This is a genomic window from Saccharopolyspora soli, from assembly GCF_022678645.1.
GTDB classification, from domain to species: domain Bacteria; phylum Actinomycetota; class Actinomycetes; order Mycobacteriales; family Pseudonocardiaceae; genus Saccharopolyspora; species Saccharopolyspora soli.
Genome location: NZ_JALBWV010000007.1, coordinates 136,422 through 149,871 on the forward strand (window position 1 = coordinate 136,422; position 13,450 = coordinate 149,871).

The following is a 13,450-nucleotide window of genomic DNA, read 5'->3' on the forward strand; positions in this document are numbered from 1 at the left end:
GTACCCCGCTGAGCGGTTGGTCGCACCCGCACGCCAGCCGTCCACATGTCGGACCAGTCGGCGCTGATCGATTAGCGTTGTCGAGCGGTCGGTCTCCGGTGCCGATCCGGTGGCCACCAGCTGCGAACCGCTCCCGGCAACCGACGATGCGGAGTGACCCGATGACCAACAGGCTCAAGGCGAGGACGGCGATCGTCTTCGGCGCCGGTACTAGCGCGGTCCAGGTACCGCAGGGCTGCGTCAGCAACGGATTCGCCACCGCGGTCACCTTCGCCGCGCACGGCGCACGCGTGGTGGCGGTGGACCGCGACGAAGCCGCGCTGGCAGGCACTCACCAGGCGATCGTCGAGGCGGGCGGTGAATGCACCGCGGTCCTCGCCGACGTCACCGACGGTTCGCAGGTGGCCGTCGCGATCGACCGCGCGGTCAGCACCTACGGACGACTGGACATCGTGCACAACAACGTCGGCGCGACGATGCTGGGCGGCCCGGTGGAGTTGCCCACGCAGGACTGGAACAGGGCCTTCGACATCAACGTGACCAGCGTGTTCCGGACCTGCAAATACGCGATCCCGCACCTGTTGGAACGCGGTGGTGCGATCATCAACGTCTCGTCGCTGGCCTCGATCCGCTGGATCGGCTACCCGTACCCGGCCTACGCGGCGTCGAAGGCGGCGGTCAACCAGCTGACCCAGTCGCTGGCGTTGCAGTACGCCGACCGCGGGATCCGGGTCAACGCCATCCTGCCCGGCCTGATCCACACACCGCTGATCTACCAGCAGCTGGCTGGCCAGCACGGCGACGCCGAGGCGATGCGCGCGGAACGCGACGCGAGCAGCCCGACTGGCCGGATGGGGTCGGCGTGGGACGTCGCCAACGCGGCGCTGTTCCTGGCCTCCGACGAGGCCGCCTACATCAACGGAGTGGCCCTACCGGTGGACGGCGGCCTGCACGCCAAAGCCGGGTGACACCGGGAAAACCGCCACGCCGAATCCCGTTAGCTCGGTCCGCGATTCCCCGACTTCCACCACGACCGGGTCCGCGTTGTGGTTCAGCACGAAAATCCGGTTACCTCGACGGACCGCCTGGACCCCGGCAGGTAGCCCGGCGACCACCGGTGCCGCGCCGCTGTCGCCGACGACCCGGTCCATCAGCTTCCGCATCCCGTCCGCTGGCAGCCGAGTGCCGAGGTACCAGGCCACTCCGTCGCCGAAGGCGTGCCGGGTCAACGCCGGTCCCCCGGCGAGCCCGCCATCGGTGAACCGCCCGAGCACATCGGCTCCCTCGACCGAGATGTCCTCCGACCACAACGTCGCCGACTGCGCCGAGCCGAGCACCGACACCTCGACGGTCGCCTCGGCGGCCAGCGGCCAGAACTCCGCCACCCGCAGGCCGAGGACCTCGCGCAACGGCGCCGGATAACCACCCAGGTGAACCTGGTCGCAACCGTCGACGATGCCGGAGAAGAACGACACCAGCAGATGCCCGCCGCGCCGGACGTATTCGGTCAGGTGCTGGCCGGTGTCGGCCCGCAGCAGGTACAGATTCGGCACCACGACCAGCCGATACGCGGACAGGTCCGAATCCGGGTGCACCACGTCGCACCCGACGTTGGCGGCGAATAGCGGTGCGTAGTGCGCCAGCAACGCGTCGATCTGCCCCAACGAGGCCGGATGCGAATCCAGCTCCAGGGCCCACCAGCTCTCCCAGTCCAGCACCAGCGCCACGTCGTTGTCCGCGCGAGTACCGACGATCGACCCGGTGTCGGCGAGCTCCGCGCCCAGCGAAGTGACCTCCCGGAAGATCCGGCTGTCCGGACCGGCATGCGGCACCATCGCCGAGTGGAACTTCTCGGCACCGCCCTTGGACTGCCGCCACTGGAAGAACATCACCGCATCCGCACCCTGCGCGACGGCTTGCCAGCTCCACAACCGCATCTGCCCCGGCTGCTTGACGGCATTCCGCTCCCGCCAGTTCACCGCGCTCGGCGCCTGTTCCATCAGCAGCCAGGGCTGACCACCGCGCAGCGAACGCATGACGTCGCAGGAGAGCCCGGCCAGCACGGCCGCCTGCGGATCGTGCGGGTCGGGGTACGAGTCGTAGCTGACGACGTCCACTTCGGACGCCCAGCGGTGCAGGTCCAACGTCTTCGCCAGCGGCACGTGGTTGGTGGTCACCGGCACGTCCGGGGTCGCGGCGCGCAGCACGGCCTTCTCCATGCGCAGCAGTTCGAGGATGGTGTCCGAGGAGAAGCGGGCGAAGTCGAGCTGCTGGGTGGGGTTGGCGAACGTGGGCGCGGTGCGCGGCGGCAGCACCTCGTCGAAGTCGTCGTAGCGCTGCGACCAGAACTTCGTCGACCACGCGTTGTTGAGCTCGTCGACGTCGCCGTAGCGCGCACGCAGCCAATCCCGGAAGGCCACCGCCGAACTGTCGCAGTAGCAAGCCCGCACATGACAGCCGTATTCGTTGCCGATGTGCCACAGCGCGAGCGCCGGGTGGTCGGCGTAGCGCTCGGCGAGTCGCGACACCAGTCGCGCCGCGTACTGGCGGTACACCGGACTGGACGGGCAGTACGCCTGCCGCGCGCCGGGCCACAGCACGGTGCCATCGGCACGCTGCGGCAGGGTCTCGGGGTGCAGCTGGGCCAACCACGGCGGCGGTGAGGCGGTCATGGTGGCCACGGCCGCGCGGACCCCGCCGTCGGCCAGGTTGTCCAGCACCCGGTCGAACCAACCGAAGTCGAACTCGCCGGGCCGCGGCTCCACCAGCGCCCAGCTGAAGATCCCCACGCTGACCAGCGACACACCGGCCTGCTTCATCAACCGCACGTCCTCGGCCCACACCTCCTCGGGCCACTGCTCGGGGTTGTAGTCCCCTCCGTAGGCGATCCGGTCCAGCAACCGGTGCGCGTTCTCGGTCACGACTCGACGCTCCCTCCGATGAGCTTGCCCCGACGGTAACGTTGGCCGAACAGCACGGCGATCACCAACAGCCCAGGACGACCGGCCAGTTCGTCCACATTGGTCACTCCTGGAGCAGACCCGCCTCGACGAGGTGGCGGCGGACCGCGGCGCGTTCGGTCTCGTCCAGCGCGATCATCGGCTCGCTCGTCGTGCCGTGCTCGATGACGCCCAACTGCACCAAGGCTGCTTTGAAGGCGCCGATCGCCGAGGAATACCGGCTCATGGGCCGGGATCCGACCTGAGTCAGCCGGAACAGCCGCCGCAGCCGCGCCTGCTCGGCCGCGGCCTGCGTCCAATCCCCCGCCGTCGCGGCGCGGTGCAGCCGGAGGTATCCGTGCGGGTCGGCGTTGCCGAGGCCGGGCACGAGCCCGTGCGCGCCGAGGCCGAGGCTGGTGTCGGCCATCGTCTCGGAACCGCTGAACACCAGGAACTCCGCGTTGTCCACGGTTTCCAGCACGGCGCGCTGCTCGTCGAGGTCGCCGCTGGAGTCCTTCAACCCGCTGAGCGTGCCGTCCGCGGCCAATTCGGCGACCGTTTCCGGCGCCAGCTTGGTGTGCACCGAAACCGGTATGTCGTAGGCGAGCAGCGGGAGATCCACGGCGGCGCGGATCTGCCGGAAATGCGACCGGATCTCGACCTGATGGGTCGGCACGTAGAACGGCGCAGTCGCCACCAACGCGGCCGCACCCCGCCGGGCCGCGGCCCGCGCCTGTTCGATCACACGGGGCGTTGCGGTGTCGATGACGCCCGCCAGCACCGGCACCGCACCGGCGGCGACACCGGCGACGACTTCCAGCACGCGATGCCGCGTCGCATCCGGCAGGTAGCCGACCTCGCCGGTCGAACCGGTGACGAACAGGCCGTGGACCCCGGCGTCGAGCAGGTGGCCGGTGAGCTTCTCCAGCGACGGCACATCGAGTTCGCGAGGTGGAGTGAGCGGGGTACACATCGGCGGGATGACTCCGCCGGTCAGCTTGGCCATGCCACTCCTCGATCGCCGGTCCGGCATCAGACGTAGGACGTAGTATGTCCAGACGCTAACGGGTCGGACGCGGTGCTGACAAGTACGGACCCGAGCAAAAGGGGTTCAGGGAACCTCCGGGCGGGTCATGCGTGCGATGTGTCGGAGATGCGCGCTGCCAAGCCGATGAGGCCCTGGGTGATGTCGTGTTCGGTGGGGGCGTGATCCGGGTCGAGTGTCCACTGCATGAGCAGGCCGGACATCAGGGCCAGTTGCAGGGCGCCGATGGTGCGCAGGGTCTGGTTGTCGACGGCGTCTTCGGGGATGTCGAGCAGTCCGGCGGCGAGCCCGCTGCGTCCCTCTCGCATGCCTTGCGTCAGGAGTTCGCGGATGCGTGGTGAGTGCTCGGCGTGGACCGCGGCCTCGACCGAGGCCAGCCACAGTTGCAGCCCGCACTCCTGACGATTCGGTCCGGCGTCCAAAGCGGACGTCGCAGCCCAATGCTGTTGCGCCTGCGGGGAAAACCGCTTGCACCGCGGCGAACCGACCGGCGCTGCGGGGTGGCCAGCCCGGCGCGCCCATCGGAACCTCCCCCGACGCACTGCCGTCCGGCAGCTCAGGCGACCACGGACGGTCACAGAACACCCGGAAGGCGGACACCAGTTCGGCTGCCGGTGGCCGGTCGAAGCAGTACGCTCAGATCCGCGCGATGTCGTTTCGCCCAGCCGCCCGGCGGGGTTCGCGGAACCGGCAGGAAGCGACCCCGTCGGCGTTCGGGCGCGGGTGCCAGGAGCCGACATGAGCAGGTTGACGCAACCCACCAAACCCGAGAGCAAACTGTTCCGGAAGCTCCGCCACCAGGCGAACGAGGCGGACCTGCGGTTTCGGATGGCTCCGGGGCTGCGGCGGCAGTTGAGCAAGGTCTTCCCGTCGAACTGGTCGTTCCTGCTCGGCGAGATCGCGCTCTACAGCTTCATCATCCTGCTGATCACCGGCACCTACCTGGCCTACTTCTTCGACCCGTCGATGACCGAGGTCACCTACAACGGCGTGTTCACCAACCTGCGCGGCGTGGAGATGTCGCGGGCGTTCGAGAGCACCCTCGAAATCTCCTTCGAGGTCCGCGGCGGATTGTTCGCCCGGCAGTTGCACCACTGGGCGGCGCTGATCTTCATGGCCGCGATCGTGGCGCACATGTGCCGGATCTTCTTCACCGGCGCGTTCCGCCGCACGCGCGAGGTGAACTGGACCATCGGCATCCTGCTGTTCATCTCCGGCATGTTCGAGGGTTTCATCGGCTACTCGCTGCCCGACGACCTGCTCTCCGGAACCGGGATGCGAATCGCCTCGGGCATCCTGCTTTCGATCCCGGTGATCGGCACCTGGCTGCAGTGGATCCTGTTCGGCTCGGAGTTCCCCGGTACCGAGATCATCCCGCGGTTCTACCTGTTCCACGTGTTCGTGCTGCCGGGGATCATCCTCGCGCTGGTCGCGGTGCACCTGGCGATCGTCTGGTACCAGAAGCACACCCAGTACCCCGGCGTCGGGCGCACCGAGTCCAATGTGGACGGCGTGCGGATCATGCCTTTGTTCGCGGTCAAGAGCACCGGCCTGTTCCTCATCATCACCGGTGTGCTGGCCATCATGAGCGGCATCTTCCAGATCAACCCGATCTGGAACTTCGGGCCGTACGTGGCCTCGCAGATCTCCGCGGCCTCCCAGCCGGACTGGTACATGATGTGGACCGACGGGATGGGTCGGCTGTGGCCGCCGTGGGAGGTCTACCTGGGCCCGTACACCATCCCGGCCCCGTTCTTCCCGCTGGTTCTCGGGCTGGGCCTGGTGTTCACCGTCGCGCTGGCCTACCCGCTGCTGGAACGCAAGCTCAGCGGCGACGAGGCGCACCACAACCTGCTGCAACGGCCGCGGGACGCGCCGGTGCGGACCTCGCTGGGCGCGATGGCGATCGCGTTCTTCATGGTGGTGCTGCTCTCCGGCGCCAACGACATCATCGCGTTCGTGTTCAACATCTCGCTGAACGCGACGGTCTGGGCTGGGCGGCTGGGCGTGCTGCTCGCGCCGCCGATCGCCTACTTCGTCACCTACCGGATCTGCCTGGGCTTGCAGCGCAGCGACCGGGCGGTGCTGGAGCACGGTGTGGAGACCGGCATCATCAAGCGCTTGCCGCACGGTGAGTTCATCGAGGTCCACCAGCCGTTGGGGCCGGTGGACGAGCACGGCCACCCGGAGCCGCTGCCCTACCAGGGCACGCCGGTGCCGAAGAAGATGAACAAGCTCGGCGCCGGTGGGCGGTCGGTGCCTGGCAGCCTGCTGCTGCCGGACCCGAGCGAGGAGACCGAAGCCTTGGACCAGGCCCGCCGCGAGGAGGAGCACGCCCCGTCGCGGGAGCCCGAGGTCCGCTCGGGGCGCCCGCAGGCGCCCGAGCAGTGATCGGCCGCGCCCACGACGTCAGGCACCGTCGGGGGCGCCCATCTCCCGCAGCTGGCCCTCGGCCAGCCGCAGCCAGCGGTCCACCCTGATCTCCGCGAGGAACCGCTCGTCGTGGCTGACCACCACGAACGCACCTTCGTAGGAGTTCAGAGCGCTCTCCAGCTGGCCGACGCTGACCAGGTCGAGGTTGTTGGTCGGTTCGTCCAGCAACAGCAGTTGGGGCGCGGGCTCGGCGCACAGGACGCAGGCCAGGGTGGCGCGCAGGCGCTCGCCGCCGGAGAGCACGCCGACCGGCAGGTGGATGCGCGAGCCCCGGAACAGGAAGCGGGCGAGCAGATTCATCCGCTGCGCCACCGACATCCCAGGTGCGAACGCGGTCAGGTTCTCCGCCACGCTGCGGTCGAGGTCCAACAGGTCCAGCCGTTGGGAGAGGTAGGCGATCCGGCCGTCGGCCCGCTTGGTCCCGCCGCTTTCCGGCTCCAGCTCGCCGCTGATCATCCGCAGCAGGGTGGATTTGCCAGCACCGTTGGGCCCGGTGAGCGCGATCCGTTCCGGGCCCCGGATGGTCAGGTCGACGCCGTCGGTGGCGAAGAGGGCGCGCTGGGCGTAGCGGACCTGCATCCGTTCGCCGAGGAAGACCGTGCGTCCGGCCGGGACATTCGTACCGGGCAGTTCCAACGTGATCTTCTGCTCGTCGCGCAGTGCGCGGCCCGCCTCGTCGAGCCGGGCCTTCGCCGCGTTGACCCGCGAGGCGTGCACCCCGTCGGACTTCCCCGCCGACTCCTGGGCGCGCCGTTTCATCCCCCCGGCAACGATCTTCGGCAGACCGGCGTTGCTGATGTTGCGGACGGCGTTGCTGGCCCGGCGCTGCGCGCGCTCGCGCGCCTGCTGCATCTCCCGCTTCTCCCGCTTGACCTCCTGTTCGGCGTTGCGGACGTTCTTCTCGGCGACCTCCCGCGCGGCGCGCACGGCCTCCTGGTATTCGGTGAAGTTCCCGCCGTAGGACCGGATCTCGCTGCGGTCGAGTTCGGCGATGCGGTCCATCCGGTCCAGCAGCGCGCGATCGTGGCTGACCAGCAGCAAGCAGCCGTTGAAGTCCGCAAGCACGTCGTAGAGCTTGCGGCGAGCGTCGAGGTCGAGGTTGTTGGTCGGTTCGTCCAGCAGCAGGACGTCGGGTTGCTTCAGCAGCTGCGCCGCCAAGCCGAGGGAGACGATCTGGCCGCCGCTGAGAGTGTGCAGGCGCCGGGTGAATTCGAGGTCCCCCAGCCCGAGCCGGTCCAACTGGGCACGGGTGCGCTCCTCGATGTCCCAGTCGTTGCCGATCGCGGCGAAGTGCTCCTCGTTGACGTCTCCTGACTCGACGGCGTGCAGTGCCCTGAGCACCGCGGCGATCCCCAGGACCTCGGCCACGGTCAGGTCGCCGACCAAGGGCAGGCTCTGCGGGAGGTAGCCGAGCACCCCCTCGACGGACGTGCTCCCGCTGCTGGGCCGGTACTCGCCAGCGATCAGCTTGAGCAGCGTGCTCTTTCCAGCACCGTTCGGTGCGACCAGACCCGTGCGGCCGCCGCCCACGGTGCAGGACAGGTCCTGGAAGACAGGCGTGTCGTCAGGCCAGGAGAAGGACAGGTTCGTGCAGATGATGAACGCATCGGACATATGAGAGCCCTCGGGTGTGATGCGGGCGCGCCGAAGCCGCCAGCGGGAATGGGGATTCGTGGGAACGACGAAACAGCCACGGCGGCAGCGCTACCGCGCGCCTGCCAGCGACCGACCACGTCCGGTATCACCCGGAGATGTCGTCGTCACCTACCACGTCAGATCTCCCTCGTTCCGGGGCAATCACGGCACACCATAACAGCGGCATCTTGCCGCCGAGGTGCGCGGGGCGGCCGAGCCAGGTTGTTCGCCGACCATCTGCCCAGCCGTAGGGTGGATCCGACGGGAGGAGCCTGACGTGCGCGAACTGGCAGGGCGGATGCGTTCGGTGGATCCGGATGCCGGAGCGGCGCTGCAAGTGATCGCGCACTTCGACGCCCTCGTCGAGACCCGTGCTGGCCTGGAGGCGACGATCCGGGCCGCTGCGGTGCTCGCGGGCTGTCCGGCCGGACTGGTCGATCGCGCACGTCGCCTCCGAGTACGGGTGCTTCCCGACAGGCAGCGGGCGGACGGCGAGCCCACCGGCATCAGGTCGCCGCTGTCCGCGGATCAGGATGACGCCTTCGTCTGGCTGGAGCGGCCAGGCGATCAATCCGCGGACAAGGCTCGCGCCGAGTTGGACGCGATCCTCGTCGAGAGGCTGGCCGCCACTGTCCGGATCGTCCTGGATCGCACCTGGTCCAACACGCCGAGCCTCGACCCTGCCTCCGTCGAGTTGCTGGTGGACCCGGCCGCCGACGAGAGAATCCGCAGCACTGCGGCCCGTCGCCTCGGGCTGCCGGTGGACGGCGTTTTCGCAGTGCGAGTCGGGATCGGCGGCGCGCATGGGCAGCAGCAGGCCCTCACCGTCCGGCTCGGCGATCTCGACGTCACGATCGAACCCGCCGGTCGCGGCCGCGAACCCTCCGCGCCTCGCTCCGCAACAGGTCCGCTCGTCGAGCTCCGCGACCTTCCGCTGTCCTACCAGCAAGCACGGCTCGCTCTCCGGTTCACCCGCGCGGACGCGGACGAACCCGGACCAGCGCACGTCGAGGCGGCCGCGCTGGGCGGGATGCTGGCACTGGCGGACGGTTGTGACTCACCGGCCGCGATCGCCGAGGTGGCACTCCTCGACCGCGTCACTTCGACACACGCGTGGGCGCTCGCCACCCTCACCGCGGTGGCAGCCGAGTCCAGTCTTCGAGGTGCTGCGGTCGCGCTCCACGTGCACCACTCCACGCTCCAGGGCCGGGTGGAGCTACTCGATCGAGCACTGGGTTATTCGGTCGTCACCCCGCTCGGGCGGACGCGGCTGACGGTGGCCCTGGCGCTGCGGCGACTGCGCCGCAATCGCTGGTAGGACCCAGATCTTGGTGTTGCTTCGGCGAAACCGCCGGTTGGCGGGAAACAGCCGCCGCGCGACGGGTGCGGCTCACGCCATCAGATGCCTAGCGTCAGCCGCGCCTACTCGATGAGGAGCTGGACATGGCAAAAGTGCACCCGCCGTTCGATCCTGAAGTGGCCGCCGCACTTCTGGCGGTCAACCAGGAGCTGCCGCCGTCGCTCACCCCAGATCTGATCGGCCGACTGCGCGAGAGAACGGAGGCGGGGCACACGATGAGCCTGGACGAGATCCGGGGACACGTGCACGCCGAAGAGCTGCTGGTTCCCGGCCGGGGCGGCGCGCCGGACGTTGCACTGCTCGCAATGCGCCCGAAGGGCAGTGACCCCGCGTCTGCCCTGCCCGGTCTGTACTTCATCCACGGCGGTGGCATGGTCGCGGGCAACAACCGGACCGGCATCGCGTGGGCGCTGGAGTGGATGGCGGCCATCCCGATGGTGGTGGTCAGCGTCGATTACCGCCTCGCCCCGGAAAACCCCCATCCGGCCCCCGTCGAGGACTGCTATTGCGGGCTCGAATGGGTGGGCGACCACGTCGTGGAGCTCGGCATCGACCCCGACCGGCTGGTGATCGCCGGGGGCAGCGCCGGAGGCGGGCTGGCGGCCGCCACCGCGTTGGTCGCCCGCGATCGAGGCGGCCCCCAAGCGCGGGGCCAGCTGCTGGTCTGCCCGATGATCGACGACCGCGCCATCACCCCGTCGAGCAATGAACTCGTCGGCGAAGGCGTCTGGGACAGCATCTCCAACGCCACCGGCTGGTCGTCTCTGCTCGGCGACGCCGCGGGAGGCCCCCGCGTCTCCCCTTATGCCGCGCCTGCTCGCGCCACCGATCTCTCCGGGTTGCCAACGGCTTTCATCGAAGCCGGATCAGTCGAGACCTTCCGCGACGAGTCCGTCGACTACGCTTCCCGCATCTGGCAGGCGGGTGGGCAGGCCGAGTTGCACATCTGGCCCGGCGGCTGCCACGGCTTCGACGAGGTCGTTCCGGAAGCCCCGCTGTCCCGCGAGGCGCGCGCTGCCAGGGTCAACTGGCTACGTCGCGTACTCGCCGAATGAACCCGCCACCGCCTCCGCACCCGAGCACCGTCCGACGCTCGCGGGGTTGTCGTCGGTGCTCGGACCACCACGCGAGTCGCGGGTGGGAACACTAAGGTCCCGCGTGTGTCCAATCGGGAACTCGTCGTGCTGGGCACGGCCAGCCAGGCGCCGACGCGAGCTCGCAACCACAACGGCTACCTGCTGCGCTGGGACGGCACCGGCGTGCTTTTCGATCCCGGCGAAGGCACCCAGCGGCAGATGATCCACGCGGGGGTCACCGCGCACGACATCGACCGGATCTGCATCAGCCACTTCCACGGCGACCACTGCCTCGGACTGCCCGGCGTGGTGCAGCGGCTTTCGCTGGACCGCCTGCGGCGGCCGGTGCACGCGCACTACCCGGCTTCCGGCGCCGGTTTCTTCCGGCACCTGCGTTACGCGTCCGCCTTCGACGAGGTCGTCGACCTGCGGGAACAGCCGATCGAGCGGGACGGCCCGATCGCCACCGGCCCGTTCGGCACGCTGGCGGCGGTGCGGCTGGACCACCGGATCGAGACGTTCGGCTACCGGCTGGTCGAGCCGGACGGCCGACGGATGGTGCCGGAGCGGCTGGCCCGCTTCGGGGTGCACGGCCCCGACGTGGGGCGGCTGCAACGGGAGAGGAGGCTGCGCATCGACGGGCGTCTGGTGGCGCTGGAGCAGGTCAGCGATCCGCGTCCGGGGCAGCGGTTCGGGTTCGTGATGGACACCCGGCTGTGCGACGGCGTCTTCGCGATCGCCGACGGCGCCGACCTGCTGGTGATCGAGTCGACGTTCCTGGACGAGGACGCGCGGCTGGCCGACGAATACCGCCACCTCACCGCGTCCCAGGCGGCGCGGGTCGCCGCCGAGTGCGGGGTGCGCTGCCTCGTGCTGACCCACTTCTCGCAGCGCTACGCCGACGCGCACCGCTTCCACGACGAGGCCGCGGCGATCTTCGACGGCGCGGTCGTCGTCGCCGAGGACCTGACGCGGGTCCCGGTGCCACCGCGCCGGTAGCGGCCAGCGGATCACCGAGCTCGCCAGATCGATAAGCTGCGCAGGGCGACCGCGATCTCGTGGAGGCACGTTTCCTTGGTTCGGCAATCGATTCCGGTCATCATCGTCGCGGGGTTCCTCGGATCCGGGAAGACCAGTCTGCTCAACCACCTGCTGCGCAACCCGCAAGGCGCTCGGATCGGCGTCGTCGTCAACGACTTCGGGAAGATCAACATCGATGCGCTGAGCGTGGCAGGTCAGGTCGACTCGACGGTGTCGCTGAGCAACGGATGCCTGTGCTGCGCGGTCGATTCCAGCGGGCTGGACGAGTTGCTGGCCAAGTTGACGCGGCCGGGCGGCGGCATCGACGTGATCGTGATCGAGGCCAGCGGGTTGGCCGACCCGCGCGGCATGGTCCGCTTGCTGCTCAACAGCACGAATCGCCGCCTCGGCTACGGCGGGCTGGTCGAGGTGGTCGACGCCGCGGAGTTCGACCGGACGCGACGGCGGCACCCCGAGATCGACCAGCACCTGCGCTTCGCCGATCTGGTGCTGCTGAACAAGGTCGATCGCGTCGACGAGACGGCCCGATCGCGGCTGGCGGAGTTGGTGGGCGAACTCGCCGACGGCAAACCGGTGCTGCCGACCGCGCACGGCCGCGTCGATCCGACGCTGCTGTTCGACCGCGAATCGGTGCGGCAGCGGCAGGTCACCGCGCGCCAGCTGTCCTTCGACGAGCTGCTGTCCGAATCGCCCGAGGACTGCCACGAGCACCTGCACACCGCGTACCAGAGCGTCGAGTTCACCGACGACCGCCCGGTGGATCCGCGAGCGCTGATGCGCTTCCTCGACGACCGCCCGGCCGGGGTGTACCGGATGAAGGGCCAGGTCCACTTCGGAGCGGCCGGGCAGGGCCAGAAGTTCACCCTGCACACCGTTGGTGACTTCCTGCGCTTCCACCGGACGCGGTGGGGTCGGGACGAACCACGCCGCACCCAGCTCGTCGTGATCGGCTCCGGCCTGGACCGCGAGCGGGTGCACCGGGGTCTGGACGCGTGCGTGGGTGAACCCGACGGCGCGGACGAGCACTGCATGCTGGACGTGCTCAAGTACACCCGGTCCTGATCACGGTCTTGCCAAAGCAGCCCGACGCGGGCAGCCTACGGCTGATCACGAATCGACGTGGGAAGGATTCAGCCATGCAGGGCCATCTTGGCCAGGATCCTGCCTCGGCGGAATTGTTCGAGAACCTGCCGGAGACGCGCACTTCCGCCCAGCAGAACCGGGGATTCCTGCAACGCGTGGTGCGCTACCTGGCCGCCGACGCGGGCATCACCCAGTTCCTCGACCTCGGTTCGGGCGTCCCGACCGTCGGCAACGTGCACGAGATCGCGCAGGGCGTGGCTCCCGCCGCACGGGTCGTCTACGTGGACCACGAACCCGCGGCGGTAGCCCAGTCGCAGCAGATGTTGGCCGACAACGACCGGGCCATCATCATCCGCGCGGATCTGCGCTACCCGGATCTGGTGCTGCAACACGCCGAGACGCGTCGGCTGCTGGACTTCTCCCAGCCGGTGGCGGTGCTGATGATCGAGGTGTTCCCGTTCATCGCGGACGAGGACGACCCGATCGGGATCATCGAGCACTACCGGAACGCGTGCGCACCCGGCAGCTACCTGGCGTTGTCGCACGGCCTCACCCCGGAGTTCTGGGCCAGCAAGCCGCAGGAGTCCAGCGCCCACCCGCCGCACCTCCGCGACCCCGACCAGGTCGCGGAGTTGTTCAGCGGCTACCGGATGGTCGAGCCGGGGCTGGTGTTCACCTCGGACTGGCGGCCGGATCGCCCGATCACCGACGAGCAGGCGAAGCAGAACCGCGCCCTGGCCGGGCTGGGCGCACTGCCCGAATAGCGTCCACTGTGGACGAGCTGCTGGATCCGGACGGCGGTCGTACCGTGACGCAGACCGGTTCTGACCCGCGACAG

11 protein-coding genes are annotated in these 13,450 nt (G+C 69.3%); 7 read left to right on the top strand and 4 right to left on the bottom strand.

Annotation, left to right across the window (positions count from 1 at the left end; translation table 11 throughout):
* Positions 1–161: 161 nt before the first annotated feature.
* Positions 162–968, top strand: coding sequence for an SDR family NAD(P)-dependent oxidoreductase (locus MOQ72_RS07695; protein ID WP_242181438.1), 807 nt, complete (start codon positions 162–164; stop codon positions 966–968).
* Here the strand turns inward: MOQ72_RS07695 and MOQ72_RS07700 are convergent.
* The 3 genes from MOQ72_RS07700 to MOQ72_RS07710 all read right to left on the bottom strand — a co-directional run bounded on the left by MOQ72_RS07700 (position 930) and on the right by MOQ72_RS07710 (position 4,406).
* The gene (locus MOQ72_RS07700) at positions 930–2,921 is read right to left on the bottom strand and encodes a beta-galactosidase (protein WP_242181439.1); all 1,992 of its coding nucleotides are present in this window, start codon (positions 2,919–2,921) and stop codon (positions 930–932) included. The two genes, MOQ72_RS07695 and MOQ72_RS07700, sit on opposite strands and share 39 nt — an antisense overlap.
* Before the next feature lie 103 nt (positions 2,922–3,024).
* A complete protein-coding gene (locus MOQ72_RS07705) occupies positions 3,025–3,945 on the bottom strand; it encodes a dihydrodipicolinate synthase family protein (RefSeq protein WP_242181440.1) in 921 nt (306 codons plus the stop codon).
* A gap of 125 nt (positions 3,946–4,070) precedes the next feature.
* Positions 4,071–4,406 (bottom strand): TetR family transcriptional regulator C-terminal domain-containing protein, encoded by a 336-nt coding sequence (locus tag MOQ72_RS07710; RefSeq protein WP_242181441.1) that lies wholly within the window; start codon positions 4,404–4,406, stop codon positions 4,071–4,073.
* A 316-nt stretch (positions 4,407–4,722) separates the two neighbouring features.
* On the opposite strand from MOQ72_RS07710, the gene qcrB reads away from it, so the two are divergent.
* Positions 4,723–6,375, top strand: coding sequence for a cytochrome bc1 complex cytochrome b subunit (gene qcrB, locus MOQ72_RS07715; RefSeq protein WP_277953694.1), 1,653 nt, complete (start codon positions 4,723–4,725; stop codon positions 6,373–6,375).
* An 18-nt stretch (positions 6,376–6,393) separates the two neighbouring features.
* Here qcrB and abc-f read toward each other — a convergent pair whose 3' ends face one another.
* Positions 6,394–8,031 (bottom strand): ribosomal protection-like ABC-F family protein, encoded by a 1,638-nt coding sequence (gene abc-f / locus MOQ72_RS07720; protein WP_242181442.1) that lies wholly within the window; start codon positions 8,029–8,031, stop codon positions 6,394–6,396.
* 298 nt (positions 8,032–8,329) lie between these two features.
* Between abc-f and MOQ72_RS07725 the strand changes: the two genes are divergently transcribed.
* From MOQ72_RS07725 to MOQ72_RS07745, 5 genes are all read left to right on the top strand, one after another.
* Positions 8,330–9,370 (top strand): helix-turn-helix domain-containing protein, encoded by a 1,041-nt coding sequence (locus tag MOQ72_RS07725; protein ID WP_242181443.1) that lies wholly within the window; start codon positions 8,330–8,332, stop codon positions 9,368–9,370.
* Between the two features lie 125 nt (positions 9,371–9,495).
* Positions 9,496–10,467, top strand: a complete 972-nt coding sequence (locus tag MOQ72_RS07730; protein ID WP_242181444.1) for an alpha/beta hydrolase — start codon at positions 9,496–9,498, stop codon at positions 10,465–10,467.
* Between the two features lie 105 nt (positions 10,468–10,572).
* Positions 10,573–11,487: a ribonuclease Z gene (locus MOQ72_RS07735; RefSeq protein WP_242181445.1), complete on the top strand. Its 915-nt coding sequence runs from the start codon at positions 10,573–10,575 to the stop codon at positions 11,485–11,487.
* Positions 11,488–11,562: 75 nt separating this feature from the next.
* Positions 11,563–12,591 carry a CobW family GTP-binding protein gene (locus MOQ72_RS07740; RefSeq protein ID WP_242181446.1) on the top strand — a complete coding sequence of 343 codons (1,029 nt, stop codon included), beginning with the start codon at positions 11,563–11,565 and terminating at the stop codon, positions 12,589–12,591.
* 74 nt (positions 12,592–12,665) lie between these two features.
* A complete protein-coding gene (locus MOQ72_RS07745; protein ID WP_242181447.1) occupies positions 12,666–13,376 on the top strand; it encodes an SAM-dependent methyltransferase in 711 nt (236 codons plus the stop codon).
* Positions 13,377–13,450: the final 74 nt, after the last annotated feature.

What these genes read in the sequence shown, in the direction of transcription:
- MOQ72_RS07695 (WP_242181438.1), top strand. Translation starts at nt 162, where the DNA reads ATGACCAACAGGCTCAAGGCGAGGACGGCGATCGTCTTCGGCGCCGGT.
- MOQ72_RS07705 (WP_242181440.1), bottom strand. Translation starts at nt 3,945, where the DNA reads ATGGCCAAGCTGACCGGCGGAGTCATCCCGCCGATGTGTACCCCGCTC.
- qcrB (WP_277953694.1), top strand. Translation starts at nt 4,723, where the DNA reads ATGAGCAGGTTGACGCAACCCACCAAACCCGAGAGCAAACTGTTCCGG.
- abc-f (WP_242181442.1), bottom strand. Translation starts at nt 8,031, where the DNA reads ATGTCCGATGCGTTCATCATCTGCACGAACCTGTCCTTCTCCTGGCCT.
- MOQ72_RS07730 (WP_242181444.1), top strand. Translation starts at nt 9,496, where the DNA reads ATGGCAAAAGTGCACCCGCCGTTCGATCCTGAAGTGGCCGCCGCACTT.
- MOQ72_RS07745 (WP_242181447.1), top strand. Translation starts at nt 12,666, where the DNA reads ATGCAGGGCCATCTTGGCCAGGATCCTGCCTCGGCGGAATTGTTCGAG.